This window comes from Algoriphagus antarcticus (genome assembly GCF_002150685.1).
Taxonomy (GTDB): Bacteria; Bacteroidota; Bacteroidia; order Cytophagales; family Cyclobacteriaceae; genus Algoriphagus; species Algoriphagus antarcticus.
This window is the reverse complement of record NZ_MSSW01000007.1, coordinates 47,498-62,571: the sequence shown is the minus strand read 5'-3', so window position 1 is coordinate 62,571 and position 15,074 is coordinate 47,498. Positions and strand designations below refer to the sequence as shown.

The following is a 15,074-nucleotide window of genomic DNA, read 5'->3' as shown; positions in this document are numbered from 1 at the left end:
AATGTACCCAGTTTTACTAATCTATTTCCTTCATTTTAAAATTTTTATTTGGTGAAACCACTTTGGCGACTTAATAAGTATTTGTACAAATACAAGGGCTTGATCCTTTTGGGGATAGTTTTTACGGTGATTTCTAACATTTTCGTAATTATCCCTGCGCAACTAGTCCGGCTTGCAATAGATTATGTGGTTGAAAGTTTGTCCATTTATCGCCCTTTGGAGCAGGGTGGAATGGGTGAGCAGGCACAGGATATTTTTCTAAAATTCGTCCTGGTCTTCGGAGTTTTGATCCTAGTGATGGCTTTGCTACGAGGAATTTTCTTGTTTTTCATTCGGCAGACACTCATCATCATGTCCAGAAGAGTGGAATATGACATGAAGAATGAGATCTATGATCACTACCAAAAACTTCCGTTGAGCTTCTATAGAAAGAATAGCACGGGAGATTTGATGGCTAGGATTACGGAAGATGTAAGCCGTGTCCGGATGTATCTCGGACCAGCTATTATGTATGGCTTGAACCTGCTGATCCTCTTTCCTTTGGTGATTACTTATATGATCACCGTCAATCCTATGCTGACGCTCTATGCACTTTTGCCACTTCCGGTGCTTTCTTTGAGTATATATTATGTGAATAATATGATCAATGAGCGGTCGGAAAAGATTCAGCGAAGTTTGAGCGAGTTAAGCACATTTGTTCAGGAGGCTTTTTCAGGAATTCGAGTGCTAAAGGCTTTCGTCAGAGAAAGTGATAGTGCCAATGATTTTGCGACAGCAAGTGAAGATTACAAAGTGAAATCCATACGTCTAACTAGAGTCAATTCACTGTTTTTCCCGATCATCATGGCCTTGGTGGGTATTTCTACGATCATTACAGTCTATGCAGGCGGGTTGCAGGTAATCAGCGGCGAGATTGGCTATGGAGTGATAGCGGAGTTTATACTTTATGTAAATATGCTCACTTGGCCAGTTACTTCCTTAGGCTGGGTCACCAGTATTGTGCAGCGAGCAGCAGCTTCTCAGACTCGGATTAACGAATTCATGGATGAAAAGAATGACCTGCTGAGTACAGATGAAATCAAAGCAGACATCCGCGGAACAGTAGAAGTGGAGAATGTCTCTTTCGTATATCCTGATTCGGGAATAAATGCGCTGAAAGATGTCAGCTTCCAGATTAAAGAAGGACAAACACTGGGGATCATCGGTACCACAGGCTCTGGTAAATCTACGATTGCCAATTTATTGATGCGCATGTATGATCCTGATAGCGGAGTGATTAAGATTGATGGTAAACCAATTGATGCGTTCTCTATCTCTGATCTACGCAGGCAAATAGGTTATGTGCCGCAGGATGTGTTTTTATTTTCTGATAGCATTGGTAATAACATTGCATTCGGGATAGAAGAATCAGATCCGAAGATCATCGAGCAGGCGGCTAAAGATGCTGATGTCTATCAAAATATCGTGGATTTCCCTAAGGGATTTGAAACCATGTTAGGTGAGCGGGGAATCACGCTCTCCGGTGGGCAGAAGCAGCGTGTCTCCATTGCAAGAGCGATTGCTAAGGAGCCTAAGATTCTTATTCTTGACGATTGTCTTTCGGCAGTAGATACCAAGACAGAAAATGTGATCTTGACAGCGCTGAAGAATATCATGCTAAATCGTACTTCCATCATTATTTCCCATAGGGTGTCTTCAGCTAAGCTAGCAGATCAGATCATCGTACTGGACGATGGTAAAATCATCGAGCGCGGAAATCATAAGTCGCTGATGAAGCAGAAAGGAGTGTATGCTGAGCTGTACGAAAAGCAGACTCAAGCTGGGGAATCTGTTGATAATTAGAGATTTCAATTCATATTCTGTTAAAGAAAAGTAGCATTTACGAAAAAGTATTTAACTTAACGCATATCAGTTCATCTAAATATTTTTAGTCATGGAAGAAAAGAAATCCGCCACACAAGACATGGAAAAAGTACTCAAGGAAATTGGTGATAAAATTGAAGAACTGGTCAAGAAAGGCGCCGAGGCGGGATCGGATGCTAAGGACGAGATCGAAAAGAAGATCAAGGAATTGAAAGAGAACAAGACTACGCTAGAAGCGGAGTTTAAAAAAGGCAAGGATATTCTAGAGCGGGAGTTTAAGGAAAGATCTGACGATTTCAAGCCAAAATTGGAAGAGTCAAAAGGCTTATTTAAAGAAGGATTGAAACAAATAGGGCTGGCGTTTAAAGCGCTATTTGCTAAAAAGAAGTAGAAATTAGAGATTGAAACTCTCTAGAAATAAAAATGCCCGAGAATTTTCGCGGGCATTTTTTTGTTATTTCTCTGCGAGTGCATTACATCGATCATAGGCTGGATCGAGGTCAATGAAAATATCCTCTTTTGCTGTAATAAACCATTTTCCAAGAAGATCATCTTCCTTTTTGCGCAGAGCAGCTGCTTTTAGCTTTTCGTAGTCATCCTCCATATTAGCTCGGTGAGCAGGATACTTTGCTTTATAGTAAAGTATCCGCACTTTCTTTCCTTCTCTAGGATCATCAAACTGCATAGGCATAGTAATATCGCCAACCTGCATAGTATCTATCATAAAGAATAAAAGTGGATCCTCAAGCGTACGCAAGGATAGTCGACTTGAATTGTTGGAAGGATCTGTAAAGAAGCCTCCATTATCAGATGTGCTTCTATCGTCAGATAAGTCTTTAGCTGTTTTAGCAAAATCCATTCTTCCAGCCTCTATCTCCGTTTTTAAGCTGTCAAGGTACCTTTCTGCTTTTTCTATATCAGCAGTAGTAGCCTTCGGGATTCTCAAAATATGCCTTGTGTTAAATGTCCCGTCATCGCGTCTCTCAAGTAATTGAATTAAGTGAACTCCAAAAGCTGTTTCTACAGGGTCACTTAATTCGCCTGGCTTCAGTGCTAATGCTGTTGATTCAAACTCTGGGGCTAATTCGCCTCTTCGGAAAAAGCCTAAATCTCCGCCTTGAGCTCCAGATCCGGGATCTTCTGAATACTGTCTGGCTAGGTCTGCAAATTCCGCTTTTCCTTCCCCAATATCATTTTTGAATTGATTCAATTGTTTGAAAATATCATCTTTAGTCTGAAGATTTACTTCAGGTTTGATCACGATTTGGCCTACAGTAGCTTCTGAAGTGAATAGAGGCAAAGAATCGGCAGGAATACTGTTGTAAAATTGTCTCACATCATTCGGAGAAACTGTCAATCCTTCGGTGATCTGACTTCTCATACGTTGTACGATCAGTTGTTCTCTGATCACGTCCTCGATTTCAGCCTTCAGCTGCTCCGAGGTTTTGCCATAGGCTTCTACAAGTGTATTTTCATCTCCTCCAAACTGCTGCATGACCATGCTGAATCGCTGCTCTGTCTGTAGCATTACTTCTGCGTCAGTGACTATCACCGAATCTACTTCTGCTTTGGCGACCATCAGTTTATTGATCATCAATGATTCAAAAATTTGGCATCTAGATGGAGCTTCTTGCCCCTGCTGATTTTGGGACAAAGCTTCCAAATACGCTTTCTGCACATCTGATTCCAGCAAAATATAATTGTCCACCTTAGCCACGATTTTGTCAAGAACCTGTCCTGTTGGAGGTGCTTCTTGAGCAAATGATGCGGTAATTAGCAAGCTGGCAATTAAAGTGAATGTAAGTCGGTTTAGCAATTTCATGGATGTTTTGCCATCTCTTTATTTTTGGGAGACGGTTTTCTTTTGTGAATTATTATTGATTCAAAGCAATGAAAGTCTCTTCTTTAGCTTTTGGGTTGATTTTAACAGGATATTTTTTCCGTAAAGTCTCTATGAGATTTTTGTCCAAATACTCCTGATAATCCCGTATGACAAATCCGCGCGTTTCATCGAATTTTTTAGGCTCTGCATTCGTCTTTTCGCCTAGAAGCACGATATGCAAATGACCGTTTGCTTCCAGCTCTTGATAGCTTTCATTCATATTTGCTTTGGATAGAACCGGGTGCTCACTGTATTCGATGTTACCGGATTCTGTTTGGAAAGCCAGTGAATTGGTGCTTTCGTAGCTACTCTCGAAGGAAGCGATCAGCTCATCCGAAAGTGGATTGCCTTGGAGAATTTTCCTCGCAGCATCCAGTTGAGTCATATCAAGGACTTTAACGATGTAGGCATTCACTCGGCCTTTCCACTGATATTCCTGAATGTTTTTCTGGTAAAAAGCTTTTTGCGCCACAGAATCCATGAGGCCTTTTTGCCAGACTTCTTCATTCATAAGTGAAAATAGCAAAATACCGTCTCGGTACTCTTTCAGCAGCATGCGATATTCTTTATTGTTCGCTGCCAAATCTGCCTCTTCAGCCTTATTTAATTCTGATGCCGCAAAACGCTCATACCAAGCATCGAAAGTTCCGGTCTTAATCTTTAGACTAATTTCTTCTTCTGCCATATAATCTGCAAGATCCTGAGCGATGTAGCTTTTGCCCTGGAGGGAAAAGAGTTGATCAGCTGCTAGGTCTTTTTCGGTCAAATACTGAGCAAATCCAGATTTGGTGGTAGTATTTAATTCTGCTCTCAATTTTGCAACATTCCCTTCGTTTTCGTCGAAATTGTATCGGGATTTCTGAATGGACATCACCTGCGACTGAATCATTGTAGAGCGCGAATCTCTTAAAATTCTGGAGCGGATACTCTCTTCCATTGATTCAAAGCTTTCTACAGGTCTTTTTTCCTCTAATCTCAAAATATGATAACCATATCGAGTTCTGATAGGAGGGGACACTTCACCCGTTTCGGTCAATGAAAATGCAGCCATTTCAAATTCTGGAATCATAGATCCAACGCTAAACCATGGCAATATTCCACCTTTTAAGCTACTTGATGGGTCTTCAGAATAATTTTTTACGATGTCGTCCCAGATGGTGCTTACCTTCTGGATCTCATTATATATATCAGCCACCTTGCGCTTAGCCAGATCTTCGCCATTTGGCGCATTTTCATCTATTCTTATTAAAATATGCGAAACGCGGACTTGACCAGGATTAGGTTGACGATCCTTTACATTGATGATATGGTAGCCAAAGTTGGTCAAAACTGGGTCTGAAACTTGCCCTGGCTGAAGAGAGAATGCAGCGTCTTCGAATGGCTGAACCATTTGAAGGGCGGTGAAATACCCTAGGTCTCCTTTATTGATTTGCGCAGATGGATCATCTGAATATTCTACCGCAAGATCATTGATACTTCCGCCGTTTTTTATTTCATCTTCAATCTTCATTGCCATACGAAGGACTATCATACTGTCTTCCTCGCTTGCATTTGCAGGAAATTGGAGGAGAATATGACTGGCTCGTATGATCTCCTGCATTCTGGAATAGGCTTTTCTCAATTCGCCTTCTTCCAATGAATTTCGGATAAGGAACGGAGCTTTGATATTCTCTCTGAAGGATTCGAACTCTTTGAGAAACTCCTCAGACTGATCAAGCCCTTTGGCTTCAGCTTCTCTTACTTTTAGTTTGTAATTGATGAATAGATCAAGATTCTCATCAAACTCGTCTCTGGACATTCCTGGAGTGCCAGGTTCAGACTTATTTCCTTTTGAAAGTAAGTAAATCAACTCATCCTTATCCACAGTCTTACCTCCTATGGTCAATAAGGGGTCATCCTGCCCCGTTGCTTGAACAAAAGCCATCGTTGCTACAGAAGACTCAAATATTAGGAGGAGGGTAAATAGAAGTGCCGAAATGGTTCGGTTTGTCATGTATGAAATGGCAGAATTGGAATGCAATTTTACAAATTTATTAGGATTTCAAGTCAAATGTCCCGAATACTAAGCATTTAACAAGAATTAGGATTGAAACCATTTGATCAGGCGGCAGGTATTTGTGCCTTTGCTAGACTCAAACTCTATTTCATCCATTATCTTCTTGACCAAAATTATGCCTAAACCTCCTTTTCTCTTTTCAATTTTTACTTTATCTAAGGCGGGAACCTCATAATCGAGCATATTGAAGGCCTTGCCTTTGTCGGTGATTTCAAAAATCAATTTGCCGGGATTTTGTTTGATTTTGAGTTGGATATAATCTAGCGGATTGCACTGATGCGAGTGGATGATCAGATTGGCACATACCTCTTCCACTGCCAGCGTGATCTGGAGTTGGTCGATGTCAGACAGATGCAACTCTCCGAGCGTCTTTTTCAAAAAGACACGCAACTCAGCGAGTGCTGTAGTCTGACAGGATATTTTCAACTGATGTTCCATTTCAGCTAAGCAGGGCAGTTTTTTTATCAGGATAAATACGCATCAATTGGTCTAAGCCCAATATTTTAAACACTTCAAATACGCGATCGGAAAGCGAATAGATTTTGAGATCAATTTCTTTTTCCTGAAAATCCTCCAAATAAGACATGAATACTCCCAATCCTGCCGAAGAAATGTATTCCAGACCAGCCCCATCTACTAGAATGGAACTGCTTCCATCGGCAACTGCCTTGGTGATCGCCTCATCCAGTATCACCGAATTGCTGGCATCCACTTCTCCTCTGAGCAGTAAAATGTCGTGTCCGTTTTCGTGTTGGGTTTCTATTGTTAGCATCTTCTAGCTTTCTTTATTTGAATGGGTAAATTTCACTACCATAATAGAATAATCATCATCTATCAATCCATCTCCACCTACAAATGCATGCAGAGAATCAATTATTTTAGTCTGAATTTCTAGAGGATTAAGTTCGTGAGAAACTTCTAATAAGGTTCTGATGCGTTCATAACCGAATTGATGGGACTTTTGATTTTTTGCTTCTACTATGCCATCTGTGAATAGGACTAATATATCTCCTGACTGATAGGTGAATGTCTTCTCCACAACGTGATTTTCATATTGCATGTTTCTTAAAATTCCCAAACCCAAACCATCAATCTCTAAATAGGTAGAATTGTTCAGTTTTTTCTGATGAAAAAGGGTAGGGACATGACCAGCACGTGAATGACACACGGTTTGTTGAGCAGTATTGATGATGAAAATAGAGGCAGTGATGAAATGGTTTCTTTCCAAGCAGTTACTTAAAGCGGCGTTGGCTTTGATCATAAAATCAGAGGGACTGAGATTCAACTGAATGAGACTTTGGAAAATACCCTTCATCTGAGCCATGTGAAAAGCTGCCGAAGTTCCCTTGCCAGATACGTCCCCGATAATCAATACATATCTGTCTTCGTCGAGTTTGTAAGTGTCGTAATAATCACCCCCCACTTCATCCGCAGCATTGGAATAGGCGCAAATATCAAAAGTATGATTATGATCCAGTTTGGTAGGAAGTAGGGATTTTTGCACTCGCTGTGCGATTTTCAATTCCTCTTGATAGCGTTCGTTCAAAATTGCTTGATTTAGCAATCGATGGTTTTCTACTGCGATGCAGGCTTGGCTTCCAAAAGTGCTGATGATGTTCAACATTTCTTTGTTGAAGCCATCACGAACCTCTTTGCAGAGCACGATTTTTCCAATTACCGATTTGTTGATTACCAAAGGAACCAAGAGCACCGATTCGAATTTTGGATGATTCAGTCTGAGGGTGATTGGGTTGAGTTTGTCTAGACGCTTTTCAGTAGACCATTCTTGTGCAGGTTTTTGCTGCTCGATCAAATCGGCGATTTCTTCCCTAGTCTTTCGATCAATAAAATGCTCTTGAAAAAAACCATCGGGAAATTCTTCACTAGTCATCGACAGCCAAGCAGCATCAGCATATGCCGCACTCATACAGGAATCCATTAGAATGTCCAGCACTTGTTCCTCGTTTTCTTCGGGCTGTATGGACTGACTTAGGCGCTGGAAATTGATCGCTTCTGTCAGCTTTTGCTCAAAAACTGAAGAAGTGGGGAGATTGAATAATGTGACTAAAAAGCTGAGAACAGCATAAACTAAAACAAACCAAAAAAGAGAAATCAGGAATAAATTATAAGTTAGATTGACTGGATAATTCCTTTCGACCTCAATGGAAAAAGTGTACCAAACGAAATAAGATACAGAGGAAATAATGATGGCAAGAAAGAGTAAGGATTTCCATTTTTCTTTATAAGTCAAGTAAGGAATCCATTTCAAATTAGTTGAGAGGATTACTGCTAATATTCCCAGTAGAACCATGCCAAAGAAGAAGGGATAATCACTTACACCTCTATCAAAAAACACTAAAAACATTGCGATTAGCATAGCTATTTCATAAGCCTGCCATTGTTTTACTACTCCCTTGGTTTTTTGATAAAGAATAAGGTGCTGCCACAAAAGTGCAGTAGAAATCAAAAAAATAGTTAGTAACCCGAAGCGTACATGATAGAAGAATGTTTCAAGAAATGGATCTGAGGCAAGTTTACTTTCGCCTAGCGAGCCAATGAATAAATCAATGATAATATAGACCGCAACGGCAAAGATGCCGGTAGAAACTCCTCTCCATATTAAATTGAGGAAATCGCTTTGAGTACTTTTTGAAATTGAATAATTATAAAAACCATATACGGTCAAATAGAACAGCGTTTGCAAGATCCATGTGAATTCGATTGCAATACCAGAATCCATTTGATTGAGGCTTCCAACCAGTCTTACCAAATTCACAAATAGCAAGGCGAGCCATACCAAGATGGCGAGCAATAAGCTTAGCTTTCCGATATGGATAGGTGGTAGTTTGATCATGGATGTGCTTCCACAATATTACTCATTGGGATTGGGAAATGGTGATGGAGGATAAGTTAGTGAATGGAGTCGAATGTTAAAAAGCCTAAATTAAAGATAAACAGCTTGTATTTATATACAAACCAAATCATCGATCACTCCAGCACCATACTTCTCTGCGATCAGCGTGAGTACTTTACTTTTGTTCATCAATAATTCTTTCTTGATAGGCCCTGAACTTAGCTTCACAAAAAGTTTTTTGTCTTTAATAAATACAGAAGTGGTTCGATCTGCGATGGTTTTACCTACAAGATCTGGCCAGTCGTGCACCAAAGATTTTTCTCTGAATTTACCTTCCAATCGGTATGCTTTGAGCAGATCATTGAAAGCTGACTCGAGTGGTGCCACTTCCTTTTTTCTACTGAAATATCCGTCTTTGCTCATATTGAAGTGAATCTTAAACGAAAAGTGCAGCTGCAATACTGTCTGCGAGCAGTTTTCCGCTTTTGCTCAAAGATAGGTTTTTATCCTTCCATTCGAGCCAGCCTTCAGAATCCATTTGGGCCAAAATGGATTTTTTGGAAGACAAAAGATCATGATCAAAATCCTTATGGATAACTCCAAAATCAATTCCCCAAAGTGTGCGCAGTCCTGTAAGGATATATTCGTTTAATCGCTCCTCATCTGTCAGGTTGTCCACAGCAAATGGAATGGTCTGTCTCTCCATGCTTTTCAGATAAAGGGAATTATTGGAGGGATTTGCACCCCTATTTTTCCCATCAAAAGAATGAGCACTTGGTCCTACTCCTAAGTAGGGTACGCCTTTCCAGTAATTTGTATTGTGAAGCGCAAATTGATCGGGTTTTCCAAAGTTGGAAACTTCGTATTGAATATATCCAGCTTTGTCGGTTTGCTCTTGAAGCATTTCAAATTGCTCAGCTACAAAATCCTCATCCGCTGGCTGGAAAGCTCCTTTTTTTGCCCAGTTACCAAGTGCAGTTTTGGGCTCTACAGTCAATGCATAGCTGGAAATATGTCCTGGGTTCTGGGCGAGAGCTTCAGATAGATCCTGGTTCCATAGGGTGTGATCTGGCTGTGGATAACCATATATCAAATCCAGACTGAATTTTTCAAATCCTATCTTTCTCGCCTTTGCTATTGCGGATTTGGATTCTTCCGAAGTGTGTGCCCGATTGTAGAATTTTAATACATCCTCATCGAAACTCTGAATTCCCAGACTCAGACGATCTATTCCCAGGTTTTTCCAAGTGCTTAAATTTTCCACACTTAGATCATCAGGATTTGCTTCAAGCGTTACTTCTTTCCACCCCGAATTATAAGTCTTGGCAATCTGGCTTAGAATTTTTTCAATCAGTTTTGGCTTAAGAAGTGATGGCGTTCCTCCACCAAAATAGACGGTTTCTAAGTTTTTGTTTTTGAGGTAATCGGCTCTTAATTCCAATTCATGACAAATCATTTCGGTCATCTGATCCATTCTTTCCAGATTGGTGCTGAAGTGAAAGTCGCAATAATGGCAAGCCTGCTTGCAAAAAGGAATGTGTATGTATATGCCCGCCAATGTGAATTCTATTATTTTGCGAATATAATCAATCCCAGCCAGCCCTTTGAAAACCTCCTTTTTGGTATCCATCCTTTTTTTCCTTGCTGGAGGACTGACTTGCCAAGCTCAAAATGGCTATTGGGTGAAATGGTCTAGCGATGATCCACAGCAATTAGCGGATTGGACGGCATTTACTTCCAAAGCTGAAGGAGAGAAATACGTCGATTCTATTGAGAATTCTTTTCAGAATGAGGGTTACCTTGAGGTTTTTGTAATGGAGGAAGAAATAGCCAAGGATTCCCTTCGAGTTAGTTTTGTGCTTGGAGAGAAATATTTTTGGGAGTCAATTTCTCAAGGAAATGTACCTAGTGAGTTTTCCAAGGATATTGATCCATTGACTCAGGAATATGCCTCAGCTTCGCGGTGGATGCAGAATATGATCAAAGAAGCAGAGAACAACGGCTTTCCTTTTGCTCAAATAAAACTAGATAGCATTCAGAGGAAGGGCAATGAGCTTTCTGCTGTTTTTAACTATGACTCTGGTCCACTGATACTTTGGGATAGTGTGAAATTAGCTGGAGATACCAAAACTCAGGAAAAGTATATTCAGAATATTACTGGGATTCGGCCAGGTATGCCTTTTTCCCAAAAGCAACTGGATGATGCCAATCAAGTGCTGAGCCGTTCTCCTTATTTTGTGCAGATGCAGTCTCCCGAGATCGATTTTCAGATAAAAAAGGCGCAGCCTACATTTACATTAAGGGATAGAAATACCAATGTGCTGGATGGGATAATAGGATTGCTGCCCAATGCAAATGAACCTGGGAAGATGCTCATCACAGGTCAGCTAGACTTGGAATTGTATCATTTGGGAGGCCAAGGAAGAGACGTGGCTGTTCATTGGCAGCGTTTGAATGTGCAAACGCAGTCTCTGGATATTTCTGCAAAAGAGTCTTTTCTATTTAATTCTCCACTGGATGTCAGTGTGGGATTCAATTTGCTCAAGCAAGATTCCACTTTTTTAAATAGGTACTTGAGTTTGGATTTTGGCTATCACCTGACTATGGATAGTTATCTGCGGTTTTTCACTCGGCGACAATCCAGCAATGTGCTAAGTACTGAACCTTATGGGGATGTGACAGAACTTCCAGACGTAGCGGATTACCGCTGGAATCAATTTGGATTGGGTTGGAATTGGGATAAGTTGGATTCTCCTTATTTTCCCAGAAGAGGTTTTTTGATTAGGAGTGAATTTGCTTTGGGGAATAAGAGGATTTTAGAAAATACAGGTTTTCCGCCAGAGGTTTATGTGAATTTGGATTTGAACAGTCCGCAGTACTTGGGGAAGGCAGAAATAGAAAAGCACATTTTTATCAGACCAAGCTGGGGGATTTGGTTGAAAGGAAGTGGAGGATTCACCCAAAATGAAAACTTGCTCTTGAATGATTTGTTTCGTCTTGGAGGTTTGAAAAGTATCCGTGGTTTTAATGAGAACTACTTTTTTGCCAGATCTTTTGGCTATATAAATGTGGAGCAGCGACTTTTTTTTGGAGAAAATTCATTTCTCATGGTTTTTGCTGACTTCGGGATTCTGGAAAACCCGTACTTTGCACCCTCGATTGACAAACCTATCTCTTTTGGTGCTGGAATCAATCTGGATACCGGCTCTGGAGTCTTTCGGTTTATTTACGGAGTCGGGAAGTCAAATTTACAACCCTTACAATTTTCCTATTCCAGGATACATTTTGGCTACTTAGCCAGATTTTGAGTATGAAAAAATTGATCAGCAAGTCACTGCTTATACTTTCACTAATGTTCATAGTGGGGCAACATGCTATAGCCCAAGTTTTGGAAGATTACAATCCAAAGTGGCAGGAAGGAGAGCGTGAGAAATGGTTTAGTTCAAATGATCGATTGATCCTAGATTTGGATCTAGAGACTTTTCCATTGGCTTCCTTCTCATTTGAGTTTCCAGATCATTCAGTGGTTTTTGTGGGGGAGAAACTTTGGTTTTTCACCGATCAGGATACTGTATTCACAGAGCAAGTGGCAGATTTCAAGAAAGAAGTTTCCAGTGAAAGAGTAAACCTCACTGTTTTCAAGAATGGGATTTCTTCAGATCAGGCCAGTGTAAAGAAAATTTTGAAATCTGAAACCTTAGAATCCAGTATAACTGAAGTGGGATTGCTTTCAGATAAGAGGAATTTTGACAGGCAAAGTATTCGTGATTTTTTTGTTGTTGGATTACTCATTTCCTTGCTTTTGATAACACTTTATAAGTTGGCTTATCCATTCATTTTTGCAATGATGGTAAAGCCAATATCATTGCTGAACGCAGAAGATTTTTCTGAAAGTGGGAGTTTGCAGAAGTTTTTCTCCATAGATATTCTGTTTTATGTGTTTCTAGTGAATATGCTTTTGTCACTGGCGATGGTAACTGGTTTAGTTGCTTTTCGCCAGGAATGGCTAGAAGCGAGAATAGAACTGAGCTTTACTTCACTAATCATTATCTGGTTAGGAGGCGCATTTTTTCTTTTGATACTTACCATTCTCAAGTTTACAGCTATCAGAATCCTGTCTTATTTATTTGATTTGGGAAAATTGGAATTTCCCCATTTCTTTTATCTATTGCGTTTAGTTGTTATCTCTACCATCGGCTTGATATTGGTATGTGCATTTTTTTTACTCAATGAATTTTCTTCAATTAAAATGGCGTTAGAGCTCTCCTTTACAGGTTTTTTCTGGATATATATTTTAGGTATTCTAGCGTTGTTCCTAATAATGGTGAATAGACTCGGCTTTAAGAAATACCATTTATTTACTTACCTTTGCATCGCGGAATTAGTGCCCTTTTTAATCTTGGCCAAATTGGTGCTTGATTTGGGTCATTAATCTAAGCAATCACCAAAAAGGAATAATAGAAGCATGAGCGCAGTTACCAAAGACAGGTTCAAACCAGTAAAAAGTATTCTAGTATCTCAACCAGCCCCATCGGCTGCAAATTCTCCCTACTTGCAGTTGGCTGAAAAATATAATCTGAAGATTGATTTTCGTCAGTTTATAAAAGTTGAGCCAGTTGTGCCAAAGGAATTCCGTAAGCAGAAGGTTGATATCTTGAAGCATACTGCTGTGATTTTCACAAGCCGTAATGCAATTGATCATTTCTTTGCGATCTGCAAGGATTTCAAAATAGAGATGCCGGCAGATATGAAATATTTTTGTATTTCAGACCAAACGGCACATTATCTCCAGAAGTATATAGTAATCCGAAAGCGTAAATTATTCGTAGGTCAAAAGACCGCACAGGATTTATTTGATTATTTTAAAAAGCATAAATCCGAGAAGTATTTATTTCCGTGCTCAGATATTCGTAAGGATGATATTCCAGAATACATGGAAAAGAATGGGATTGCAATCACAGAAGCTATAATTTACCACACGCTGGAGGCAGATTTATCTGATTTGGCTGATGTGAAATATGATATCCTTGCCTTTTTCAGTCCTTCTGGGATTAAATCTTTGAAAATCAATTTCCCTGAGTTTGAGCAAGGATACACCAGAATAGCAGCATTTGGGCCTACCACTGCCCAAGCAGTTAGAGATTTGGATTTGATTTTGGATATTGAAGCTCCTATGCCAAATGCCCCAAGCATGACAGGCGCATTAGAGCTTTATATTAAAAAGGTGAATAATTTGTAAAACATAGAATCTAAATCTGTGGTTTTTCAGTTTAAATTCTTACAATAGTTATTACTTTGAACGAAACCATAATACAATGATTCAAAAAGGCCATTCTAAATGCTTTTTGAGATATTCGATTCTCTTATTATTCTTTTTTGAGATTTCTTCGCTCATGGCCCAGCAGGATCCTCAATTTACACAGTATATGTATAATGGCACATATTATAATCCTGCGTTTGCTGGTAAGGACGGAGGATATAGATTCTCAGCTTTACATCGCTCACAATGGTTGAATTATACTACTAATTCCGGCCAAGGAGGAGCGCCGGTCACCCAACTAGTGACAGCCCAAGGAAGGCTTGAAGGTAAAAATATAGGCTACGGACTTACGCTTGTCAATGATCAAATAGGAGCATCAAGTAATTTGGAGATTAACCTCCAAGGTGCATATCATAAGAAACTTAATAGATCTACGTTGAGTTTTGGTGCGTATGTAGGGATGTATTCCAGTTCGATAGATTACGATGAACTTATCTTGGTGAATCCAGAACCAAACCTTCCGAATTCTGGAAAGGAGAGCCAAATCAATTTCAACGTAGGCGCTGGACTGCTATTAGATGCTGGTGACTATTATATAGGTCTAAGTAGCAGACATATAAACGAGCCAAATTTTGATTTTGGGGATGGTTCTTATGAAAATCAATTGAAAAATCATTCTTATTTGTTGCTGGGATATAGGTTCAGACCAGTGGGGCAGCTTGCTATAGAACCTAGTTTGCTATTAAAAACAGTGTCTTATAATAATTTTTCTTATGAAGCGAGCGTTATCGCTACGTATCAGAATAAGATAAGTGGCGGGATAGGTTTTCGAGGTGAGGAATCGGTTTCCTTAATTCTGGGTTATAGTCTGTTAAAAGACAATTCTCTCAAATTAGGGTATGCCTTTGATTTAGTAATTAGTGGAGTTGAGGCTAAATCACCGACTAGTCATGAACTTATGCTTCGTTATACACTGTTAGATGTGAGTAAGGAAGTACAACGAGTAATTCAAAGAACTCCTAGGTTTAGGTTTTGAAATTATCTGAAAGAGTGGGGTTTTGTAAAAAATGGGGTTTACCTAGATGTTATGATAGTCCCATATTTTGGCTGGTTATTTGCATTATTGTGCCAAATTCAGCTACATTTCGAATCCTGAAAA

13 protein-coding genes are annotated in these 15,074 nt (G+C 39.7%); 6 read left to right on the top strand and 7 right to left on the bottom strand.

Annotated elements, in window-relative coordinates:
* The first annotated feature begins 51 nt into the window (after nt 1-51).
* On the top strand, nt 52-1,842 hold the full coding sequence (locus tag BVH04_RS03995; RefSeq protein ID WP_086540127.1) for an ABC transporter ATP-binding protein: 1,791 nt from the start codon (nt 52-54) through the stop codon (nt 1,840-1,842).
* 91 nt (nt 1,843-1,933) lie between these two features.
* A complete protein-coding gene (locus BVH04_RS03990) occupies nt 1,934-2,254 on the top strand; it encodes a hypothetical protein (RefSeq protein ID WP_086540037.1) in 321 nt (106 codons plus the stop codon).
* A gap of 63 nt (nt 2,255-2,317) precedes the next feature.
* On the opposite strand, the gene BVH04_RS03985 is transcribed toward BVH04_RS03990, so the two are convergent.
* The 7 genes from BVH04_RS03985 to hemW form a co-directional block, all read right to left on the bottom strand.
* Nucleotides 2,318-3,685, bottom strand: a complete 1,368-nt coding sequence (locus BVH04_RS03985; protein ID WP_086540036.1) for a peptidylprolyl isomerase — start codon at nt 3,683-3,685, stop codon at nt 2,318-2,320.
* A 52-nt stretch (nt 3,686-3,737) separates the two neighbouring features.
* Complete coding sequence (locus BVH04_RS03980) at nt 3,738-5,738, bottom strand: peptidylprolyl isomerase (protein ID WP_086540035.1); 2,001 nt, start codon at nt 5,736-5,738, stop codon at nt 3,738-3,740.
* Between the two features lie 87 nt (nt 5,739-5,825).
* Nucleotides 5,826-6,239 carry an ATP-binding protein gene (locus BVH04_RS03975; protein ID WP_086540034.1) on the bottom strand — a complete coding sequence of 138 codons (414 nt, stop codon included), beginning with the start codon at nt 6,237-6,239 and terminating at the stop codon, nt 5,826-5,828.
* Between the two features lies 1 nt (nt 6,240).
* The gene (locus tag BVH04_RS03970; protein WP_086540033.1) at nt 6,241-6,573 is read right to left on the bottom strand and encodes an STAS domain-containing protein; all 333 of its coding nucleotides are present in this window, start codon (nt 6,571-6,573) and stop codon (nt 6,241-6,243) included.
* A gap of 3 nt (nt 6,574-6,576) precedes the next feature.
* The gene (locus BVH04_RS03965) at nt 6,577-8,655 is read right to left on the bottom strand and encodes a GAF domain-containing SpoIIE family protein phosphatase (RefSeq protein ID WP_086540032.1); all 2,079 of its coding nucleotides are present in this window, start codon (nt 8,653-8,655) and stop codon (nt 6,577-6,579) included.
* 111 nt (nt 8,656-8,766) lie between these two features.
* Nucleotides 8,767-9,078, bottom strand: a complete 312-nt coding sequence (locus BVH04_RS03960; RefSeq protein WP_086540031.1) for a DUF721 domain-containing protein — start codon at nt 9,076-9,078, stop codon at nt 8,767-8,769.
* A 13-nt stretch (nt 9,079-9,091) separates the two neighbouring features.
* The gene (hemW, locus tag BVH04_RS03955; RefSeq protein ID WP_317045484.1) at nt 9,092-10,285 is read right to left on the bottom strand and encodes a radical SAM family heme chaperone HemW; all 1,194 of its coding nucleotides are present in this window, start codon (nt 10,283-10,285) and stop codon (nt 9,092-9,094) included.
* Between hemW and BVH04_RS03950 the strand changes: the two genes are divergently transcribed.
* The 4 genes from BVH04_RS03950 (at nt 10,260) to BVH04_RS03935 (ending at nt 14,951) form a co-directional block, all read left to right on the top strand.
* Complete coding sequence (locus BVH04_RS03950; protein WP_140160516.1) at nt 10,260-11,963, top strand: BamA/TamA family outer membrane protein; 1,704 nt, start codon at nt 10,260-10,262, stop codon at nt 11,961-11,963. The two genes, hemW and BVH04_RS03950, sit on opposite strands and share 26 nt — an antisense overlap.
* Before the next feature lie 2 nt (nt 11,964-11,965).
* Nucleotides 11,966-13,087, top strand: coding sequence for a DUF4271 domain-containing protein (locus tag BVH04_RS03945; RefSeq protein WP_086540029.1), 1,122 nt, complete (start codon nt 11,966-11,968; stop codon nt 13,085-13,087).
* Between the two features lie 33 nt (nt 13,088-13,120).
* The gene (locus BVH04_RS03940; protein ID WP_086540028.1) at nt 13,121-13,894 is read left to right on the top strand and encodes a uroporphyrinogen-III synthase; all 774 of its coding nucleotides are present in this window, start codon (nt 13,121-13,123) and stop codon (nt 13,892-13,894) included.
* Between the two features lie 76 nt (nt 13,895-13,970).
* The gene (locus tag BVH04_RS03935) at nt 13,971-14,951 is read left to right on the top strand and encodes a PorP/SprF family type IX secretion system membrane protein (RefSeq protein WP_086540027.1); all 981 of its coding nucleotides are present in this window, start codon (nt 13,971-13,973) and stop codon (nt 14,949-14,951) included.
* Nucleotides 14,952-15,074: the final 123 nt, after the last annotated feature.

What these genes read in the sequence shown, in the direction of transcription:
- BVH04_RS03975 (WP_086540034.1), bottom strand. Translation starts at nt 6,239, where the DNA reads ATGGAACATCAGTTGAAAATATCCTGTCAGACTACAGCACTCGCTGAG.
- BVH04_RS03940 (WP_086540028.1), top strand. Translation starts at nt 13,121, where the DNA reads ATGAGCGCAGTTACCAAAGACAGGTTCAAACCAGTAAAAAGTATTCTA.
- BVH04_RS03965 (WP_086540032.1), bottom strand. Translation starts at nt 8,655, where the DNA reads ATGATCAAACTACCACCTATCCATATCGGAAAGCTAAGCTTATTGCTC.
- BVH04_RS03990 (WP_086540037.1), top strand. Translation starts at nt 1,934, where the DNA reads ATGGAAGAAAAGAAATCCGCCACACAAGACATGGAAAAAGTACTCAAG.
- BVH04_RS03945 (WP_086540029.1), top strand. Translation starts at nt 11,966, where the DNA reads ATGAAAAAATTGATCAGCAAGTCACTGCTTATACTTTCACTAATGTTC.
- hemW (WP_317045484.1), bottom strand. Translation starts at nt 10,285, where the DNA reads ATGGATACCAAAAAGGAGGTTTTCAAAGGGCTGGCTGGGATTGATTAT.
- BVH04_RS03980 (WP_086540035.1), bottom strand. Translation starts at nt 5,738, where the DNA reads ATGACAAACCGAACCATTTCGGCACTTCTATTTACCCTCCTCCTAATA.
- BVH04_RS03970 (WP_086540033.1), bottom strand. Translation starts at nt 6,573, where the DNA reads ATGCTAACAATAGAAACCCAACACGAAAACGGACACGACATTTTACTG.
- BVH04_RS03960 (WP_086540031.1), bottom strand. Translation starts at nt 9,078, where the DNA reads ATGAGCAAAGACGGATATTTCAGTAGAAAAAAGGAAGTGGCACCACTC.
- BVH04_RS03935 (WP_086540027.1), top strand. Translation starts at nt 13,971, where the DNA reads ATGATTCAAAAAGGCCATTCTAAATGCTTTTTGAGATATTCGATTCTC.
- BVH04_RS03985 (WP_086540036.1), bottom strand. Translation starts at nt 3,685, where the DNA reads ATGAAATTGCTAAACCGACTTACATTCACTTTAATTGCCAGCTTGCTA.